This window comes from Aeribacillus sp. FSL k6-2211 (assembly GCF_037966125.1).
Lineage (GTDB): Bacteria > Bacillota > Bacilli > Bacillales > Aeribacillaceae > Aeribacillus > Aeribacillus composti.
On the sequence record NZ_CP150190.1, the window covers coordinates 3,279,005 to 3,297,096 of the forward strand.

An 18,092-nucleotide genomic window follows, 5' to 3' on the forward strand; every position below is an offset into this window, starting at 1 on the left:
AAAATGATAATGAAAAAATGGGAAAGGTACCATACAATATGGGGAATGCTGTTCCTAGGATGGGTTGTTTCTTATATCGACAGAACTGCGACAGGCCCAATTGTTACTTGGATGATAGAACATAAAATATCATTTTTTTCAGATGTCCCGAATCCTCATGAATTTGGGGGCTTAATAGGCAGTTTGTTTTTTGCCGGATTTATGTTAAACCAATTTCCTGGAGGAAACTTGGGAGATAAATTTGGATACCGCCCTATTATTATATTAAGTATTTTGTGGGCAGCCGTCGCCACTTTTTTCACAGGCTTATCAGGCGGACTCGTCATGTTTGTTTTATTCCGTGTATTACTTGGATTAGGTGAAGGAATCCTTTATTCAAATGACAGATCCTATATTGCTTTCAACACTCCTCCGGAAAAAATGGGCTTAGGAATGGGAGTTGTTATTACTGGCCTGTCTATCGGCTTAACGTTGGCAACAATCGGTACACCTCTTCTTCTGGAAGCTTTTGTTCCTCTAATGGGAAATGAGGCTTGGAGAGTTCCTTTTCTATTCATGGGATTCATTACTTTAATCGTTGCTGTTCTTATGTTTAAATTTATGAAGCCTGATAAAAAATTGATACAATCAGCAGATCCAAATTCACCTGGTGTGAAGGAATTTTACGGAAAATCGTTATATCACTTAAGTATTTATTCACTTGTGTTTTTGGTTATCATCATGGCGATATACTTCACATCAACAAAATTAGGGCTCTCATCGATTGTCATAGCTTTTATTTTGGCTAGTTTAGCCCCCATATTGATCATATATCTTTATGTAACAAAAAAATCAGAAGTGCACCCTTTGATTATGAATAAAAACCTGTTTTTCCTTTATCTATCTTTCCTGCCGATTTTATGGCATTTATGGTTGTATGGATTCTGGTCTACGGCAATTGTCCAAGAATTTGGCGGCGGAGCACTAGTTGCCGCAGCAGCAGTAGCTTCATTTAACGCAGTAGCAGGGGTTATCGGGTTCCCGCTTGGCGGAAAAATTTCTGACCTGTTAGCTGATAGACCGAACGGCCGCAGAAATGTATTAGCGCTTTTAACTTTTCTTTTAGCTGTTTCAATATTTGTTTTTGCTTGGTATATTCAAACGGAAAATAGCAGCCCGATTATTACATCAATCATTTTATTTATATCAGGATTATTCTTTTTTGCATTGCAGCCGGTTTCACATGCATTAAATGCAGAATTGGCGCCGGAAGGCAAACAAGGCGGGGCATTTGGCATGCTGAATCTGATAGCAGAAATTGGCGCCGTATTGTCGCCAGTCGTATCAGGATATTTAAGAGACAGCACAGGCAGCTGGAGAGCTCCGCTAATATTGGACGGAGTTTTAATTAGTATTAGTTGTTTATTTGTTTTAGCAATCTCAAGCAAAGCTGTACAATCTGCTCAACCAAAAAATATCTCGTCTAGCGAAGCAAATATGTAAACAAGTTATGTATAGCGATGAAATTTTTCTAAGCAAATGATGCTGTTGTTAATTGGCGAGTATCATTCATTTATCAGAGATAGATCATTTTCACATTGATGAAAAAGATTTCCATTGAAAAAAGGGCTTTGCAAAAAGTTAATTGAACTGACTTTTTGCGGGCCCTTTCTTTTTAATACTATTCCCGATCAGGTTTGCGATAAGTCTTGACTTGAAAGGGTAACTGTGACGGTCTTTTCTTTTCCGTCCCGATATAATTTGACTTTGACTGAGTCTCCTGATTTCTTTTCACTGTACAAATATTTTCTTAACTCACTCGTGTTGTGAATACTTTGCCCATCCAATGCGACGATCACATCCTTTTCCTGCAATCCGGCCTGATCGGCGGGAGAATTTGCCTGAACTCTTCCAACTACCGCACCTTCTTTAACGTCAGATGGCAAATTGAGTGTGTCTCTAAGGAAATACTCAGGAAGCTCGCTTACATTTAATAATGCAACTCCAAGAAACGGACGGTCAATTTTTCCTTTTTCCATTAATTGATTGATCGCCTTCACAACATCATTGCTTGGAATAGCAAATCCGAGCCCTTCCACACCTTCCTGGCTGATTTTCATACTGCTGACGCCGATGACTTTCCCATCCATGTTAATTAAAGGGCCTCCGCTGTTTCCTGGATTGATCGCTGCATCAGTTTGAATGACATCAAGCGCCCAGTCTCCTTCAGAAGTTGTAATCGTCACTGTGCGATTGACTCCGCTGATAATCCCTTCTGTTACAGTTCTAGAAAGATCGCTGCCAAGCGGATTCCCGATTGCAATGACCTGATCGCCGACTCGTATATTATCGGAATCACCAAACTCAGCTACTGTGTTAACACTATTGTTATTAATTTTTATGACGGCCAAGTCTGTCAATGAGTCAGCACCGACTACCTCTGCTTTTTCCTTATCGCCATTGGAAAGCGTTACCTCCAATGAAGAAGCCCCTTCAATAACATGGTTATTTGTAACAATAAAAACATCATTGCCGGACTTTTTAAAGATAATTCCTGTTCCGCTTCCGCTTTCCACTTCTTCGCTGGAAGAATCTTGGCGCGATCCAAACCAATCTGTCCTTTGCTGCTGCAAATTAGAAATGCCGACAATCGCTGGTGAAAGTTTTTCAGCTATTTCTGCAATATCGCCTTGATTGGAAATCTTCGCAACATTAACAGATGCTTCCTGATCGTTTGTATTTTGACTGACCGCTGCATGCTCTGTTTCATTTGAAGCTTTGTTATGATCTTGGAATGGCAAGTAGGTCAACGCTCCGTATACAACAGCTCCGCCCAAAACACCGCTGATTAAAGAAGAAAGAACCGGCTTCAACAAACTGTTCTTTTTTCTTTCCACACGATTGTTTTGATCTATTTCATCATAATATCCCATAGCAAAAGCCCTCCTCTTCTTCATCGTTTGTCTTATTGACATACTAGGCAAAAAATATGACGAAACGATGAACAAAAGGTAAAAAAACATTGAAATATAAAAAAGATCGGACGCCACTCGATATTATGCGCCTCTTACCTTTTCACCAAATCCATAGTTCAAAAGCACTTTTCAAAAATCGGTTCTCCTGCCAAGCCCTAACGAAACGGTGAACATCAATCCGGATCGCCCGCGGTACTTTCATTTATTACAAAAAATGCAATTCTGAAACACATAGATGTTGTTGATTGAAAATAAGCCCTTCTGAAAAATTGGCATTTGAATTCGTATGCATGCCCCGGATTTCATTCAACGTATTCAAACTTCAACTGTTTTCCCTTCTTCAGCAACATGGAAAAGAAGATGAGCAAGATGCTGAATGGGGCCGTATATTTCCTCTTCCTCCTGCTCCGCCATCACTTCATCACCGAATTCTAAGTCATTTAGATAAAGAGCTATAAATTCATAAAAGTCTTTTAGTTCAAACCGGTAGCATTCGCTCGGATCTTCCTCGTCCTCCTCGTAGCGAAGGGAAAGATAAGACATATTGCCATCGCTGTCCTCAGCGTCAAAAAAGACGAAAAAACCAATGTTTGTATCGAGATCAAACAAATGTCTTGTCCCTCCTTCTGTCACCCTTTCAAAATCATCCGGGCTCAGCTTTTGCACTTTCATTTCTTCCATATCATCTTCAAGGTGAAATTTAACAGTGAATTCACGCATCGTATGTCTCCTCCTCAAATATTAGAAAATACTTAATGAATATGTTTTAGATAAAAATTCAAGCAGTTTGATGCCGGTCAGACTATTGCCTTTGTCATCCAATGCTGGACCGAATATGCCGATGCCGCATCTTTTTGGAACAGATGCGAGTATGCCTCCTGAGACGCCGCTTTTTGCCGGAATCCCGATTTTAATCGCAAATTCTCCCGAAGCATTATACATGCCGCAGGTGACCATAAACGTTTTGCAAATACGCGCTACATCAAGCGGCATGATTTCCTCTTCTGTAAACGGATCGCGCCCATCCATCGCAAAAACGAGGCCGATGCGCGCCAAATCGATGCATGTCATTTCAATGGCGCATTGCTTCGTGTAAAGCTCCATCAGATCTTCGACATCTTCGTTTATAATATTATGCTGTCGAAGAAAATAACATAAGGAGCGGTTTAAAAACGCGGTTTCAAATTCGGATTGAGCGACTTCTTGCGAATAAGAAATGGTTGGATTTCCTGTTAGCTTGCGGACAAAACGAATGAGTCTCTGCAGCCGTTCTTTCACCGTTCTTCCCGAAATCATATGCGTTACGGCAAGTGCACCGGCATTGATCATCGGATTCAGCGGCTTTGTAGGCTGTGTTTCCTCAAGCTTAGCAATGGAATGAAACGGATCGCCCGTCGGCTCCATCCCGACTTTTTGGAATACCTCCTTTTCACCGTGATCCATAATGACAAGAGCTAAAGCGATAATTTTTGAAATGCTTTGAAGCGTCACTTTTACCGTTACATCCCCCGCGTCAATGATTCTCCCATCAGGCATATATATAGCAATAGATAAATCATTTGGATTTGCTTTGCCAAGAGCCGGTATGTAACTGGCAACTTTCCCCTGATGCCCATACTTTTTCGCTTCTTGGACAAAGCGGATCAATTCTTCTTTTTCGTACATTCAGCCATCACCATTATTTAGTATGGCTCGCTGTATAAAATTTTATAAACAACCCCTTTGATATTTGACAAATGAGTATGATATGTTTATTCAATCTGGAGATAGTCATTGTTGCATAGATTGTTTTCTCTCACTTCCATGCTTTCTTTTGCTTGATAAAATCCCCCATTGTCCCAGTAATGTCACTAATGCAAGGCCGCCGGCGGCAAACGGAAGTTGGGAAGGAGCCAATCCAGCCAGCATCACTATCCCTCCAAGAAGAGAACCTATTGCACTGCCCAAATAATTTGCGGAACTGTTCAAAGCAACGGCCGCTGCACCTTGATTAGGCTGTATGCGAAGCAATTCATGCTGCTGCGGGGCTTGCGATGCCCAGCCCATCGCCCCCCATAGAATGAAAGGCAGAAATGACAGGATCGGAAATGAAAGGGCGAATGGCACACTGAACATGGACAAAGCCATTATGGCCAAAATTACTGCCATGAGCAAACCCGGTTTGCCTGTCCGGTCAATCAAAGCGCCGATGGAAAAACTGCCAACTACGCCGCCAATTCCCCATGCCCAAAGATATGGCGTGTTGTTGGAAATGTCCGCCAAGTTATTCAAAATAACAGCAATATATGTGTAAAGACCCAAGCTGGCAACACTGGTCATAAAAGTGATGCCAACAATTGCTGCAACCCGTCTATTTGTCATCATTGCGACGCGCTGGCGGAGTGAAGGTGGAGCTGAAGCTGCAAAATGTGGAAACCAGATGGCAATTCCCATCATGGCAATTAAGCCTAGTGCAGTGATCACCCAAAGAGTTCCATTCCACTTCAGATGTTCCGCAATCACCAGTCCAAGAGGGACTCCTATGACTGTTCCAGTGCTCATGCCGCCAAGAGTCATGCCAAGTGCTCTGCCGCGTTTCTGTTCGGGCACTAGTGATGCTGCAGCTGCTGATGCTAGCGGAGAGTAAAGTCCGGCGCCGATGCCTGCAATTGCTCGTGCAATCAGCAACATGGAAAAATTTGAAGCTAGTGCACTTATCCCGTTGCCTATCGAGAATACTGCGAGCGCCAACAATAAAATATTGCGCATCGGTTTTCCAGCAAGCAGTGTTGCAAATACCGGAGCGGCCAGTGCATAACAAAGCGTAAAGACGCTCACGGCTTGCCCTGTTTGTGAAGGGGTTATATGAAAAGTTGCACCGATATCCGGAAGCAAACCAGCTATCACATAAGCATCAAACCCAAGAGCGAACATACCGATCGTCAAGAGAAAAACTTTTTGCATGATAACTTAGCCTCCATTTTTACGGAATTATCTTTACGGAAGATTTATCTATTTTTCACTTTACAAGACGGAATGTAATATGTCTAATATATATTTATAAAACTACTAATATCTTATAAATATTAATAAAGGAGGAGATTAATTGGAACTGCGCCACTTGAAATATTTCTTAACAGTTGCTGAAGATTTGCATTTTGGGAAAGCTGCAGCCCGTTTAAATATGGCACAGCCGCCTTTAAGCCTTCAAATCCGACAATTAGAAGAAGAAATAGGCGTGCCTCTTTTCCATCGAACGAAAAGAAAAGTAGAACTGACGAAAGAAGGCCAATTGTTTTTGGAAAAAGTTAATCAAATTTTCAAAGATCTGGAGGAAGCTGTCGAATCAGTAAAAAGGGTGAACCGTGGAGAGGTCGGAGAAATAGCGATAGGATTCATTTCCTCATCAGCCTATGATATTCTTCCAACAATTATAGAGCACTATCGTAAAGCATATCCTAATATTCATATAGATTTGCAACAATTGACAACTAGAGAGCAATTAAAAGCTTTGCATGAGGGCGCAATTGATATAGGAATCCTTTGCCAACCCGCCAACATAAAAAATGACGGAATTCATTTCGAGGTTATTCGGCAAGAACGAATGATGATTGCTCTGCCAGAGGATCATCGGCTAGCTTCCGGCACTTCCCCGATTCATCTTGAAGAATTGGCGGGCGATTCATTTATTTTGACGGGAAGGAAGGCAAATCAAAGCCACTATGATACTGTGATAAACAGTTGCTATCAAGCGGGATTCCATCCTAAAGTAGTTCAAGAAACACAAGAATTGCCTACAGTCCTATCCCTTGTTTCATCAGGAATGGGCGTAGCGATTGTACCATCCTCTATCCAGCATGTATTAAAAAATAAAGTTGTCTATCGCGACATTTACAACAACCCAATTACTACTTCAACTGCCTTTGCGTGGAAAAGTGGAAATTTGTCTCCAACTGTTCATGCATTTCTTAACTTAATGAGAAAATCTGTCATTCCGTTTTTTCACCAAGTTTAATAGAAATAATCTCATGAAATGATACTGGCAATTAAAATTCTCTATCAAATCCTTAATTAAACAAGGAGAATAATTGAAATAACCGCAATAAAAAAAGAAGCAGGAGTACAATGAAAATAATCATTTCCCTCTCTGCCAAAGTAAATTTCAATGCATTTTAGCAGCCGATTTGATGATTGGGGAAAGAACTCTTGTATCTGTCTCCTCTTTTTTTGTCTTTAACATCATTTTGCCGTTAAAAAATTGGTTCAAAAAACCGATAAATTTACAATTATTATCAATTGAAATTTTGCATTCATTTAGCCTAGACGCTCCCAATCATTTTCATCGTTGTAAATTTCCCGTTGTGAACCAACAACATAATTTATCGGTCCAATTGTCTGAGCATCACGTTCTATTGTATTTAATAATTTTTGGAGCTTCAAAGCTGTTTGAAGGCTAGCAAACGGTTGTGAAGGAGCTGCTCCGTTTACTACATACCCGCCAACATCATTAACCAATCTTACCAATTTGCGTATTGTTTTTAGTTCAGGCTTCGAGTCATCAATATTCGTTTTCATGTCCATTATGACCTGTTCTCCGAAAGGAGTTCTTTCCCATATACGAAGATGGTCAACATCCCATACAGGTGTATCAAACACCATATTGGCAAAGATTAGACGGTTTTGTGGAGAAGCGAATACAAGATCGACTTCTCTCTTTCGGACAATATTTACGAAGCTGCTATACCCGGTTATTGCCGCTTTTCCTAAACATGCAGTTACGGCTGCACTGTCAAGTACGTCAGAACCTGATACGGAGAAGTCTGATCGAGTGCCTTGAATAGACTTTAACTCCAGATCAGTATTGGATGCACAAATCCATTGGATAAGATCTAGCGGATGGATTATTTCGCTGATCACACCTACAGTTGGCCTATAATCATTCATTCTGTTCTTTCCCCAGTAAAAATTGGCCCGAATAAGCTGCAAATTATGCTCTTCAACAAACTTTTTCAAGACGATGGTTGCATCAGAGTAACGTTCTATAAGGTTAAGACAGAATCCAGATACACTTTTAAGTTTCGCTTCCAGCAGCTCTAAATCATCGTTCGTATTCGCCAAGGGCTTCTCGCAAATAACAAAGCCTTTGTATCCTTCCAACTTTTTAATTATATCCATGTGGAACTCATCATTTACACTAATTACAATAATGTGAGGCTCAAATTGTTCAATAGCAGCATCCACCTCTTTAAAGTATTGAATATCCCTGCGTTTAGGATTTCTATTAACATATGCAAAATTGATTTTTCTAGCTCCAACAATATCTTTATTCATATTGGAAAAAGCTTTAAGAAATCTTGTCCCTGCATATCCCAAACCACAAATTAAGACGTTCATCAGTTGCCCCCCTTTAACATTTAAATTTCTTTTATTAAAAGCTCTTCGCCTGAATCAATAAATCCGAGCTTTTTATATAAATTTTTTGCAATCGGTGTTGTTTGTAAGATAACTTTTTCAACATTATTGGCCTGAAACCAGTCCAAAATATAGTTCATTAAACATTCTGCAAACCCTCTACGGCGCCGTTCAGGGTGAACAACAACCGATTGCACCCACCCAACAAGTCCGTTTAAACATCCTTTCATCGGCGCACGTTCATCAATGATTCCTATAGCACAGGCCGATATTTCGGTTTCGCCATCATAGTGGGCTACAGCAATTACCATTTTTTCATTTGCAGGTATATTGTGAATAAGCCATTTCCGATAGCTTTTCTGCCATGCCATTTGTTCTTCGGGTGATTTCGAAACATAGTGGCCTGCCCCTTCATTGAGCAACAGCTTCCTTAAATCAATCAGCATGTCAACATCATTGATGGTTGCCTTTCTAGCAACAATTTTTAAATTATGATCCATGAATAAATATCCTCTCCTATTCTGTTGTATACGTTAAGGGTGGCAAAAAACTATGGACTACTCTTATCTCAGAATTGTAATAGGTTATCTCTAACCAATTATGCGAACACATCGGCCGATTGTGCAAATGGAATATTAAAGTGGCAAAAAACTTCATTTAATGCATCGGTTAGCTGCAACATCTGCTCTTCAGTGTGGTTCGGTGTAACATTGACTCGAAACCGTTCTGTACCAACAGGAACTGTCGGCGGGTTAATAGGCTGCAGATAGATTTTATGTTTTTCAAGCATTCTTTGAGCAGCTGCCTTACATTTTTTTGCATCCCTAATCATTACAGGAAGAATGTGTGTTACACTCGATGGCATTACCGGTATACCTGCCTGAACGAGCATCTTTCTTAGCTGATTAGTCTTTCTATGCAGTTCATTTCTCTCTTTATCAGAAGATTTCAAATACCCGATGCTTGTATAGCATGCAGCAACAATTGCCGGCGGCAGGGAGGTAGTAAAAATAAAGCCGGATGCAAAGGAGCGGACAGCATCAATCAGCAATTCCGATGCAGTAATATACCCGCCTATCACTCCTATCGCCTTCGCCATTGTTCCTTGTATAATGTCAATGAGATTGGCAACTCCAAGCTCTGCAGCTATTCCTGCTCCTCGAGGACCGTACATACCGATAGCATGAACTTCATCGAGAAATGTTAGTGCGTTATATTTTTTAGCAAGATTCACAATTTCCTTAATCGGTGCGATATCGCCGTCCATCGAATATATTGACTCGAATACGATGATTTTGGCTCGATTATGCGGCTGGGAAGCTAGTAATTCCTCCAAATGTTCGACATCATTATGCCTAAATATGGCGCGGTCAGCTTTTGCACTTCGTATCCCATTGATAATGGAGGCATGATTAAGCTCGTCGGAAAACACTATGCAATTAGGGAACAGACGCAATAAGCATTGTAATGTTGCATCATTTGAACTGTATCCGGTCGGAAAAACGAGTGCTGCCTCTTTACCGTGCCAGTCAGCCAATGATGATTCAAGCAAAGTGTATTGGTAGTGTGTGCCGCCTATGTTCCGCGATCCGCCTGAACCGGCTCCATTTAACCGGATTGCTTCTTGCATCGCTTCAATTACTAAAGGATGCTGGGACATTCCCAGATAATCATTGCTGCACCAAACAACAACAGGCTGCTCATCTTCCTTGCCATTCAACTTCGCCAAAGGATACTGGCCGCATATGCGGTTAATCGTAATAAATTCACGGTATTGCCCTCTTTCCTTCAACGAATTTAGCTTGTCGCTGAGAATTTCTGTATACATAACTCTATCATCCTCCAATAAATATAAATTCCATTCAAGAAGGAATTGTAATTTTTGTTTTTCAGCCGCACTCTTAATGTAAAATCAATTGTTTGTTAATATTCTCCTCCTGTGCAACGGGCGGAAAATTGACAGAAAACCTAACAGGCATGCCTTTTATAAATCGCAAAACTTCCTCGGCAATTTGTGCAGCGACCTTAAACTGCGCTTCTTTTGTCGAGGCTCCTATATGCGGCGTCGCAATTACTGACGGATGATCAGCCAATTTTGAATGAATAGGCGGTTCGACTTCAAAAACATCAAGCGCTGCACCTGCGACATGGCCATTTTCTAGAGCTTCTAAAAGAGCTTCTTCTTCAATAATTCCGCCTCTTGCACAATTGATAATCCTTACCCCTTTTCTTGTTTTTGCCAATGTATCTTTATTTAACAATCCTCTCGTTTTTTCGTTCAGGGGTGCATGAACTGTAATTATGTCCGCACTTGAAAGAACTTCATCAAAAGAAAGCATTTCGACACCGAAATTATTTGCTCTCTCTGGAGTTAGGATTGGATCAAATACATGCACTTTCATTCCAAAGGCTTTAGCCCGCTTGGCAACTTCAATACCAATGCGCCCAAAACCGATAATGCCTAAGATCTTCCCGTAAAGTTCAGATCCAACAAATGCTGACCGATTCCACTCTTTTGCTTTAACTGAAATATTCGCTTGCGGAATGTGCCTCATCAAAGAAGAAATCATCGCAAGTGTATGCTCGGCTACCGAAATGGTATTTCCATTGGGAGCATTAATGACAATTACTCCTTGCTTTGTTGCCTCATCAATATCAATGTTATCTACACCGACTCCGACTCTTCCGATAATTTTTAAAGAGGTCATCTTTCCTAAAAGCTCTTTCGTTACTTTTGTGCTGCTCCTCACCAAAAGAGCATCAAAAAGATTTAGTTCATCTTCTGCTTCCGATACACTTTTTTGGACAACTTCAACCGCTTCTGATTCTATCAACGGTTTCAGTCCTTCATTGTTCACTTTGTCAGAGACTAGTAGCCGAAACATTGTTTAAATACCTCCTGTAATTTATTTTTAGGATCTATTAGCGCACGCTTACAAAGCAATTCTATATTTGCTTTTATTTTCCTTGTAAAAAAAAGTTAATTTTTTTGTTAATTTATAGTTAAAATTGTGAATATTACTAAAATACTATTAAAAAATGCTGATTCATGTAACGTCATTATTGATGCTCCTTACCAGTTCTGCGTCCAATTGGCGAATAAAATAATTAACACATCAATGCCTGAAATTGCCCTTAAAAAACCCCTTCAATATAGGCAGAAATGCCTTAATTGAAGGGGATGCTCACATAACGTTTTATTAATGCTTTTTTGCATAAAAGCGTTCATTTTGCATTTGCCGCATACTTTTTTTCAGTAAGCGCATGGTGATAAACTTTTTCAAGCATGCGTCCATAAAAAGAAGCTAAAACCTGCTGAAAAAGCATGCCTAAGACAACCGGTACCGCCACTTGCGGCGGAAAATAAGTGATCGCAAGCACTGCACCGGCGCTAATATTCCTCATTCCGCCCGTAAACGTTAAAGTGATGATATCATCCTGTTGAAATTTTAATAGACGCCCGGCCATCCATGAAAAAAAGTAGCCGCTTGTAGCAATCAAAAAAACGAAAAAACCAATCAAAATTAATTTTTTATTCGGGTTCGCCAAATAAGGAGCTACTATCGCACTGTTGATGATCACTACTAGCGATAAGGCTATTTTCGAAAACGGACTTAAAACGGCTGCAATACGCTGTTTCAATTCTTTTTTCGTCCACTCATTTACAAGCATTCCTAAAATGGAAGGCAGGATAATCATGAAAAATAAGCCAGACATCATATTCCATACGTCGATTTCTACCGTTCTCTCCACCAATACTAATAAACTGGCAGGAACGACAAAAGGAGAAATAAACGTATCTATTAATATAACAGCAAGAGCTAAAGCCAAATTTCCTTTATGGATTGATACCCAAATAAAGCTTGTAACACCAGTTGGAATGATCACGGCCAAAACTAAACCAATGATTGTGAAGCTGTCTTCTTGAAAAGCAAGATGGCCGACAGCAAACGCCCAAAGCGGGATGAAAAGATGAAGCAGCAAAAGAACGACGAAAATCGGCAGCGGATGCAAAAGAGCCTGCTTAAACGCATGAAAACTAAGATTTAAACTGCCCGCAAACGTAATAAAAGCAAAAATCCACGGAACAAGCTGAGAAAAATCGTCAAATATAGTTGAAAATACAATCCCGATCACAACACTTGACGGGGTTAAAAAAGGAAGCATCTTTTCCATTATGCTGTTTATGTTTTTTAACATTTTTCTCTCTCTCCAGTGTTAAGCTAAAATGAAAAGTTGCGCAATCCTAATGTTCACAAATAGTGAACAATCTTTACTTCATTATATAATATGCAATTTTTTCTCACCAATCCAGCGCTATGTCAAAACATTTTGCGAAGTTACTATGAACCTAGTCTCATGCTTTTCCCTTGGTTTTTTAGGGAAGCGGCCATTCTTCTGGGCTATAGTATCTATCAAATATGGAAAACCCTTTCCTCTTCTACTTTGCAAATTCTGATTGTATAACGTTTATACCATTCCTTCCTGCCTTTATCCTGCGCCGCTTTATGCAAAGCATTTTCTTTCCAGCGTTTGATATCATCCAATGATTCCCAATATGAAACTGTAATTCCGTACCCATTCTCATTTCTTGCACTCTCTGCTCCTAAAAAACCGGGCTGTTTGGACACCAATTGATCCATTTCCTTTGCCATTTCCTCATAACCATTGTCCCCTTCTGTTCTTTCCGATGTGAAAATCACGGCGTAATACTCGTTTAAACGTTTTGTATAATTCATTTTTCAAGCACCCTTTCTTATCAAAACGAAAAGTTTCATACTGTTTTATCATATAATGAACAAAAATGAATTCTCAAACTAGTTTTATTTTTTTTAATAATAGATATATAATATCTATAAAATTACTTTGATTTAAGGGAGAAATAAATAATGAAAAGAAATGAACAAGAACAACGGAATCCTCAAGCACTCAGAGATGAAACAATTGTCATCCATGGCGACGATTCTATAACGGACGAAAAAGGAGTCAATCCTGCTATTTACTATTCCGCAACATTCCAGGCACATAGTGCAAGCGAATTTTCTGAAATTGCTGGAACACCTCGTCATCCGCGATATTACACACGTTACGGAAACCCAGTGCATGAACGGGTTCAAAAAATTGTAGCAGATCTTGAAGGAACTGAAACAGCCTTAGTAACCGGCTCTGGTATGGGAGCGATAGCGACAACTATTTTATCGCTTGTAGCAGCAGGCGATCATGTGATTGCCCAAAAAAATCATTATATGAGCACAACGAAAATTATGGATGAGCTGCTGCCGAAATTTGGTGTTGACGTGACGTTCGTTGACCAATCCGACACTTCTGCGTTTGAAAAGGCAATTCGTCCGAATACAAAACTTATTATGGTTGAGACGCCTGCCAATCCTACATTGGTATTGACAGATTTAGCTGCAGTGTGTGATCTTGCCCGCCAACATGGAATTATCGTTGTCGCAGATAATACGTTTGCTTCCCCTATCAATCAGCGTCCACATGACTTTGGGGTTGATGTTGTTGTCCATAGTGCAACAAAATACATGGGCGGCCATCATGATTTGACAGCTGGCGTAATTTGCACAAACGAGGAATTAGCTGAACGTATTTGGAATACGCATATTTCCATCGGTTCAGTGCTTTCGCCAATGGATGGTTGGCTATTGCTGAGAGGCTTGCGCACGCTTCCTATGCGGATCGAACGGATTAACGCGAACGCTTTGGCGTTAGCCGAATTTCTTGAGAATCAGCCTCAAGTTGAACGGGTATATTATCCGGGGCTGCCAAGCCATCCGCAGCACGAGCTTGCTAAGCGGCAAATGAAAGGCTTTGGTGCCGTTATTGCCTTTTCCATTAAGGGCGGTTATGCTGAAACACAGCGCTTTGTTTCCGCATTAAAGCTTCCTCCTAACGCTGTAAGCCTTGGCGGAGTCGAGTCTCTCGTTGTACATACAGCAGCGATGTGGGAAGGAACAATGAACGAAGAACAAATGCAGCTCGCAGGAATCCCGGCAAACTTCGTGCGCTTCTCTGTCGGCATAGAACATATCGAAGATTTAAAAGAAGATGTCAGACAAGCTCTGCAAAAAATTTAATGAAGGAATGTGCGGACAATGGCGGGGGCTGTCTAATAAGCCGTTTTATCGGCTTATTGACGCCCCCTTTCATCTTTTTGAAAGTTTATGATTTTTTGTTTTCAATGGAGATTTGACTTTCTGTACAGCCTCAATTAAAAATGCATTTCATTTTAGGAGCTAGTGCTTGCAGAAAAATCTTGATTTTATTAAACATACATCTTGCAATTTGAAACACTCGAAATCTATCATTTCTAAATATCACTATTGAACACACTACCTGAACAAGCTTTGGCAGCTTATGATAAAAAATAACTGCTTCATCAGTTCTATTTAATGGGATGTAAATTTTGCCGTATTAATAGTAAATAAGATTAGTTTCTCCCCATCCTTGGAGCAGATGAGTTATGTCAACACAGCACTCCGCCTCGCTTCTTAAAGTTAAGCTGATTTGTTTTACATACGCACTCCAAGACAGCATGTGTTGTCAATAAATCATCGATATAGAGGCCCGCTTGACAGCTATTTTTTATTTAAAATGATTTTAACTTCCCCACTTGCACGCTTCTCGAAAAAAACAGCATTCCCTTCTCCATGTGATTTCAATCTCTGCCATTCCATTCTAAAGAAAGATGCCCAAAAAAATGAATCGTTCCAAAATTTTCTTCTTCATATCAGAACATATATTCGCATATAATAAAAATAGAACAAACGTTCTTTTTTGTGAGGTGAAAATCATGAACGGTTTGCTGCTGAATGCCAAAAAGTACGGTTTTGCTTTAAAGATGATCTACATGACCGATCAAGGGGTAATAACAGAAAGATTGATTACAGTAAAAGACTTTAACGATAAATACATTCGCGCTTACTGCCACTTTCGAAAAACTTTCCGAACGTTTAAACGATCCAACATTCTTTCAATTGGTCCCATAAAAAAACGAAAAATAGGGTGAAACGAATGGGTAGATATCACATTATGCTAACATATTTTAAAGGTCGGCAAAGAGTTGTACAGGTCATGGATTTCAGCGGTGCGCAAATGATTACTTTTACAATGGATGAGCTGGAAAATGACGAGATGCCCGTTGAACTAAAGAAATATATTAAAACAATCGAAAAAGAAATAAATGAAGGACGATGGGATTATTGGAAAAGAATTTAAGAAACGGGCATTTACTCTGCCTTTCCGTAAAGAAAATGCTGCCTTATCATTTGAGGAGAAGATGGCAATAGCTAAGCTTCACATTACAGGGAATAATAAATTATATTCCAAACAAATGGATGAAAAACGGTTTTCACGGCGAAAGCGTTCAAAATCAAAAATAACTGATCAAGGCTCATTCGTAGATCAGCCATGTTTATTGACCGATAAGACGTGAAAAACAAATTAGACAGCTGAAAACAAATTATTTGACTAAATTTGGATAAATTTTTTTGCAAACAAATCATTTGAAATCTAAAACAAATTCCTATAAAATTATCTCGAAATAAATATTTTCAAAATAAAAATTTATAAATTTTATTTTTTCACTAAAATTGCACCAAGAGAGGAAGGTTTACGTTGACAAAAGTATTGTACATTACAGCACATCCACTTGATGACACCCAATCTTACAGTTTGGCAGCAGGAAAGGCTTTTATCGAAACCTATAAAGAAGCGAATCCTGACCATGAAGTAATTCACCTTGATTTATATAAAGAACATATTCCCCAAATCGATGCTGATGTATTAAATGGCTGGGGGAAACTGAGATCCGGAAAAAGCTTAGATGAGCTTACTTCCGAGGAAAAAGCGAAAGTTGGACGTCTTTCAGAGCTTTGTGAACAATTTATTGAAGCGGATAAATACGTTTTTGTTACACCTTTATGGAATTTTTCATTTCCGCCCGTCTTGAAAGCATATATTGATGCAGTTGCAGTTGCAGGCAAAACGTTTAAATACACTGAACAAGGATCTGTTGGGTTATTGACTGATAAAAAAGCCCTGCATATTCAAGCGCGTGGAGGCATTTATTCAGAAGGTCCAGCAGCTCAAATGGAAATGGGTCACCGCTATTTGGCTGTTGTGATGCAATTTTTCGGTGTTCCTTCATTTGAAGGCTTGTTTGTAGAAGGACATGCTGCTCAACCTGAAAAAGCAGAGGAAATTAAACAAAACGCAATTGCGAGAGCAAAAGATTTAGCGCATACGTTTTAAGTAAAAAATAAAGAGGCTGATCTTTCATGATATGCTCCCCTTAAGGTAGACAGATTAAAATATAAAACATCTGTTTTACCTTAGGGGGAGTTTTTCTATGTATAAGCAATATACTACAGAGTTCAAACTTGAAGTTTTACTTGCATATGAAAACCGAGAATGTACTATATCAAGAGCTTTGTAAAAGGCATCAAATTACTAAATATTCTTTAAGGCAATGGATAAATGAATTTGAGGAATTTGGAATAGAGGGTCTAGAACGTTCAAATTCTTGGAAAGGTTTTAAGGAAGCAGCTGAAGCAGCTGTAAAAGATTATTTATCTGGTGAGTTCTCACAGTAAGAGATTGTCAGGACATATGGTATTAGTAGATCGGTACTTCAACGATGGATGAAGAAGTATAATAGCCATAGAGATTTAACGTCGAAAGGAAAGACAAGCTCTATGACTAAAGGAAGAAAAACGACTTGCAATGAACGGATACAAATTGTGCTTGATTGTTTAGGAAACGGAAAAGATTATAAAAAAACAGCAGAGACTTATGAAGTTTCTTATCAACAAGTATATCAATGGGTGAAGAAGTATGAAAATGGTAAAGAAGAAGCGCTGAAAGACAAACGAGGAAGAAAAAAAGAAGAAGCAAAGTTATCTCCAGAAGAAAAAATGAAACTGGAGATGAAAAAGTTAGAAAGAGAAAATGAACGCTTACGTGCGGAGAATCTATTTTTAAAAAAGTTAGAGGAAATCGAAAGGAGGCGAAAGTAAACCAAATCCGTTTTGAAGACAAGTATATCGCAATCCGGGAACTTCATGAGAAAGAAAACCTAAGCATAATCTTATTATGTGAAATCGCCGGTATTTCACGAGCTGCTTACTATAAGCGGTTAAAACGTTCGCCTTCCTCCCGAGAACTTCAGAATGAAGAAATCGTAAAAGAAATGAAAGCTCTCCAGGAGAAAGTTAACTGTTTTCTGCAAGAAAAAAATACAGAGTGTTGCAGTATATCTTTATCAAAATTTTGAATAAATATACATATATGTGATCTATCCATCAAGGGCTTGACATGGATCCTCTATACCCATGATTCTTTAGCCAAGCGCCAGCTTCAACAGTTTTGGCAAAACCAAAAAGGTTATCATGGCTCCTCCTCCATGTAAAGCCCCATTGCAAATCACTGCATAAGGATTTTGCAATTCTCTGCACTTTTATTTTGCAAAAAACAAGTTGACGGCATCTATGGTTACCGTCGGATGACGTTGAATATAAATCGAAAGCTTGGTCAGAACTTCAATCATAAAGACTGATGAAAGTTGCCGGTATACAATCTGTTATTCGAAAAAAGAAGAAATCTTATAAGCGATCTACTCCTCAACATGTTGCAGAAAATATATTGAATCGTGAATTCACAGCGGAAAAGCCAAATGAAAAATGGGTAGCTGATGTCACAGAATTAAAATATGGTTCATCAAAGAAAGCATTC

Annotated in this window: 17 protein-coding genes and 2 pseudogenes; 9 read left to right on the forward strand and 10 right to left on the reverse strand. The window is 39.4% G+C overall.

Annotation, left to right across the window (positions count from 1 at the left end):
* Window positions 1–9 precede the first annotated feature (9 nt).
* Window positions 10–1,482 (forward strand): MFS transporter, encoded by a 1,473-nt coding sequence (locus NSU19_RS15855; RefSeq protein WP_339197296.1) that lies wholly within the window; start codon window positions 10–12, stop codon window positions 1,480–1,482.
* A 188-nt stretch (window positions 1,483–1,670) separates the two neighbouring features.
* Here NSU19_RS15855 and NSU19_RS15860 read toward each other — a convergent pair whose 3' ends face one another.
* The 4 genes from NSU19_RS15860 to NSU19_RS15875 all read right to left on the reverse strand — a co-directional run bounded on the left by NSU19_RS15860 (window position 1,671) and on the right by NSU19_RS15875 (window position 5,897).
* On the reverse strand, window positions 1,671–2,912 hold the full coding sequence (locus NSU19_RS15860) for a trypsin-like peptidase domain-containing protein (RefSeq protein WP_082829371.1): 1,242 nt from the start codon (window positions 2,910–2,912) through the stop codon (window positions 1,671–1,673).
* 357 nt (window positions 2,913–3,269) lie between these two features.
* A complete protein-coding gene (locus tag NSU19_RS15865) occupies window positions 3,270–3,674 on the reverse strand; it encodes a cytosolic protein (RefSeq protein WP_066247319.1) in 405 nt (134 codons plus the stop codon).
* A gap of 21 nt (window positions 3,675–3,695) precedes the next feature.
* Entirely contained in the window at window positions 3,696–4,619 is a 924-nt protein-coding gene (gene glsA / locus NSU19_RS15870; RefSeq protein ID WP_311066460.1) for a glutaminase A, read from the reverse strand.
* Window positions 4,620–4,724: 105 nt separating this feature from the next.
* Complete coding sequence (locus NSU19_RS15875) at window positions 4,725–5,897, reverse strand: MFS transporter (protein ID WP_339197300.1); 1,173 nt, start codon at window positions 5,895–5,897, stop codon at window positions 4,725–4,727.
* A gap of 142 nt (window positions 5,898–6,039) precedes the next feature.
* Between NSU19_RS15875 and NSU19_RS15880 the strand changes: the two genes are divergently transcribed.
* A complete protein-coding gene (locus NSU19_RS15880; RefSeq protein ID WP_144598212.1) occupies window positions 6,040–6,948 on the forward strand; it encodes a LysR family transcriptional regulator in 909 nt (302 codons plus the stop codon).
* Between the two features lie 299 nt (window positions 6,949–7,247).
* Here NSU19_RS15880 and NSU19_RS15885 read toward each other — a convergent pair whose 3' ends face one another.
* The 6 genes and pseudogenes from NSU19_RS15885 to NSU19_RS15910 all read right to left on the reverse strand — a co-directional run bounded on the left by NSU19_RS15885 (window position 7,248) and on the right by NSU19_RS15910 (window position 13,084).
* Entirely contained in the window at window positions 7,248–8,327 is a 1,080-nt protein-coding gene (locus tag NSU19_RS15885; protein WP_094244544.1) for a Gfo/Idh/MocA family oxidoreductase, read from the reverse strand.
* Window positions 8,328–8,347: 20 nt separating this feature from the next.
* Window positions 8,348–8,845 carry a GNAT family N-acetyltransferase gene (locus NSU19_RS15890; RefSeq protein ID WP_094244543.1) on the reverse strand — a complete coding sequence of 166 codons (498 nt, stop codon included), beginning with the start codon at window positions 8,843–8,845 and terminating at the stop codon, window positions 8,348–8,350.
* Window positions 8,846–8,943: 98 nt separating this feature from the next.
* Entirely contained in the window at window positions 8,944–10,173 is a 1,230-nt protein-coding gene (gene hemA / locus NSU19_RS15895) for a 5-aminolevulinate synthase (RefSeq protein ID WP_144598213.1), read from the reverse strand.
* Between the two features lie 103 nt (window positions 10,174–10,276).
* Window positions 10,277–11,230, reverse strand: a pseudogene (gene serA, locus NSU19_RS15900) (phosphoglycerate dehydrogenase); the annotation flags it as partial.
* Between the two features lie 340 nt (window positions 11,231–11,570).
* The gene (locus NSU19_RS15905) at window positions 11,571–12,545 is read right to left on the reverse strand and encodes a bile acid:sodium symporter family protein (protein WP_311066461.1); all 975 of its coding nucleotides are present in this window, start codon (window positions 12,543–12,545) and stop codon (window positions 11,571–11,573) included.
* A gap of 215 nt (window positions 12,546–12,760) precedes the next feature.
* A complete protein-coding gene (locus NSU19_RS15910) occupies window positions 12,761–13,084 on the reverse strand; it encodes an antibiotic biosynthesis monooxygenase (protein WP_063386279.1) in 324 nt (107 codons plus the stop codon).
* 147 nt (window positions 13,085–13,231) lie between these two features.
* On the opposite strand from NSU19_RS15910, the gene NSU19_RS15915 reads away from it, so the two are divergent.
* From NSU19_RS15915 to NSU19_RS15945, 7 genes and pseudogenes are all read left to right on the forward strand, one after another.
* On the forward strand, window positions 13,232–14,437 hold the full coding sequence (locus NSU19_RS15915) for an aminotransferase class I/II-fold pyridoxal phosphate-dependent enzyme (RefSeq protein ID WP_063386280.1): 1,206 nt from the start codon (window positions 13,232–13,234) through the stop codon (window positions 14,435–14,437).
* 716 nt (window positions 14,438–15,153) lie between these two features.
* The gene (locus NSU19_RS15920) at window positions 15,154–15,369 is read left to right on the forward strand and encodes a hypothetical protein (RefSeq protein WP_063386281.1); all 216 of its coding nucleotides are present in this window, start codon (window positions 15,154–15,156) and stop codon (window positions 15,367–15,369) included.
* 5 nt (window positions 15,370–15,374) lie between these two features.
* The gene (locus tag NSU19_RS15925) at window positions 15,375–15,578 is read left to right on the forward strand and encodes a hypothetical protein (protein ID WP_063386282.1); all 204 of its coding nucleotides are present in this window, start codon (window positions 15,375–15,377) and stop codon (window positions 15,576–15,578) included.
* Between the two features lie 399 nt (window positions 15,579–15,977).
* Window positions 15,978–16,613, forward strand: a complete 636-nt coding sequence (locus NSU19_RS15930) for an FMN-dependent NADH-azoreductase (protein WP_311066462.1) — start codon at window positions 15,978–15,980, stop codon at window positions 16,611–16,613.
* A gap of 146 nt (window positions 16,614–16,759) precedes the next feature.
* The gene (locus NSU19_RS15935; protein ID WP_339197304.1) at window positions 16,760–16,954 is read left to right on the forward strand and encodes a helix-turn-helix domain-containing protein; all 195 of its coding nucleotides are present in this window, start codon (window positions 16,760–16,762) and stop codon (window positions 16,952–16,954) included.
* 102 nt (window positions 16,955–17,056) lie between these two features.
* Complete coding sequence (locus NSU19_RS15940) at window positions 17,057–17,377, forward strand: helix-turn-helix domain-containing protein (protein ID WP_339197307.1); 321 nt, start codon at window positions 17,057–17,059, stop codon at window positions 17,375–17,377.
* Between the two features lie 532 nt (window positions 17,378–17,909).
* Window positions 17,910–18,068 (forward strand): annotated as a pseudogene (locus tag NSU19_RS15945) (IS3 family transposase); the annotation flags it as partial.
* Window positions 18,069–18,092: the final 24 nt, after the last annotated feature.

Coding starts and splice junctions, on each gene's coding strand:
- NSU19_RS15855 (WP_339197296.1), top strand. CDS start 10: ATGAAAAAATGGGAAAGGTACCATACAATATGGGGAATGCTGTTCCTA.
- NSU19_RS15860 (WP_082829371.1), bottom strand. CDS start 2,912: ATGGGATATTATGATGAAATAGATCAAAACAATCGTGTGGAAAGAAAA.
- NSU19_RS15865 (WP_066247319.1), bottom strand. CDS start 3,674: ATGCGTGAATTCACTGTTAAATTTCACCTTGAAGATGATATGGAAGAA.
- glsA (WP_311066460.1), bottom strand. CDS start 4,619: ATGTACGAAAAAGAAGAATTGATCCGCTTTGTCCAAGAAGCGAAAAAG.
- NSU19_RS15875 (WP_339197300.1), bottom strand. CDS start 5,897: ATGCAAAAAGTTTTTCTCTTGACGATCGGTATGTTCGCTCTTGGGTTT.
- NSU19_RS15885 (WP_094244544.1), bottom strand. CDS start 8,327: ATGAACGTCTTAATTTGTGGTTTGGGATATGCAGGGACAAGATTTCTT.
- NSU19_RS15890 (WP_094244543.1), bottom strand. CDS start 8,845: ATGGATCATAATTTAAAAATTGTTGCTAGAAAGGCAACCATCAATGAT.
- hemA (WP_144598213.1), bottom strand. CDS start 10,173: ATGTATACAGAAATTCTCAGCGACAAGCTAAATTCGTTGAAGGAAAGA.
- NSU19_RS15905 (WP_311066461.1), bottom strand. CDS start 12,545: ATGTTAAAAAACATAAACAGCATAATGGAAAAGATGCTTCCTTTTTTA.
- NSU19_RS15910 (WP_063386279.1), bottom strand. CDS start 13,084: ATGAATTATACAAAACGTTTAAACGAGTATTACGCCGTGATTTTCACA.
- NSU19_RS15920 (WP_063386281.1), top strand. CDS start 15,154: ATGAACGGTTTGCTGCTGAATGCCAAAAAGTACGGTTTTGCTTTAAAG.
- NSU19_RS15925 (WP_063386282.1), top strand. CDS start 15,375: ATGGGTAGATATCACATTATGCTAACATATTTTAAAGGTCGGCAAAGA.
- NSU19_RS15935 (WP_339197304.1), top strand. CDS start 16,760: ATGAAAACCGAGAATGTACTATATCAAGAGCTTTGTAAAAGGCATCAA.
- NSU19_RS15940 (WP_339197307.1), top strand. CDS start 17,057: ATGACTAAAGGAAGAAAAACGACTTGCAATGAACGGATACAAATTGTG.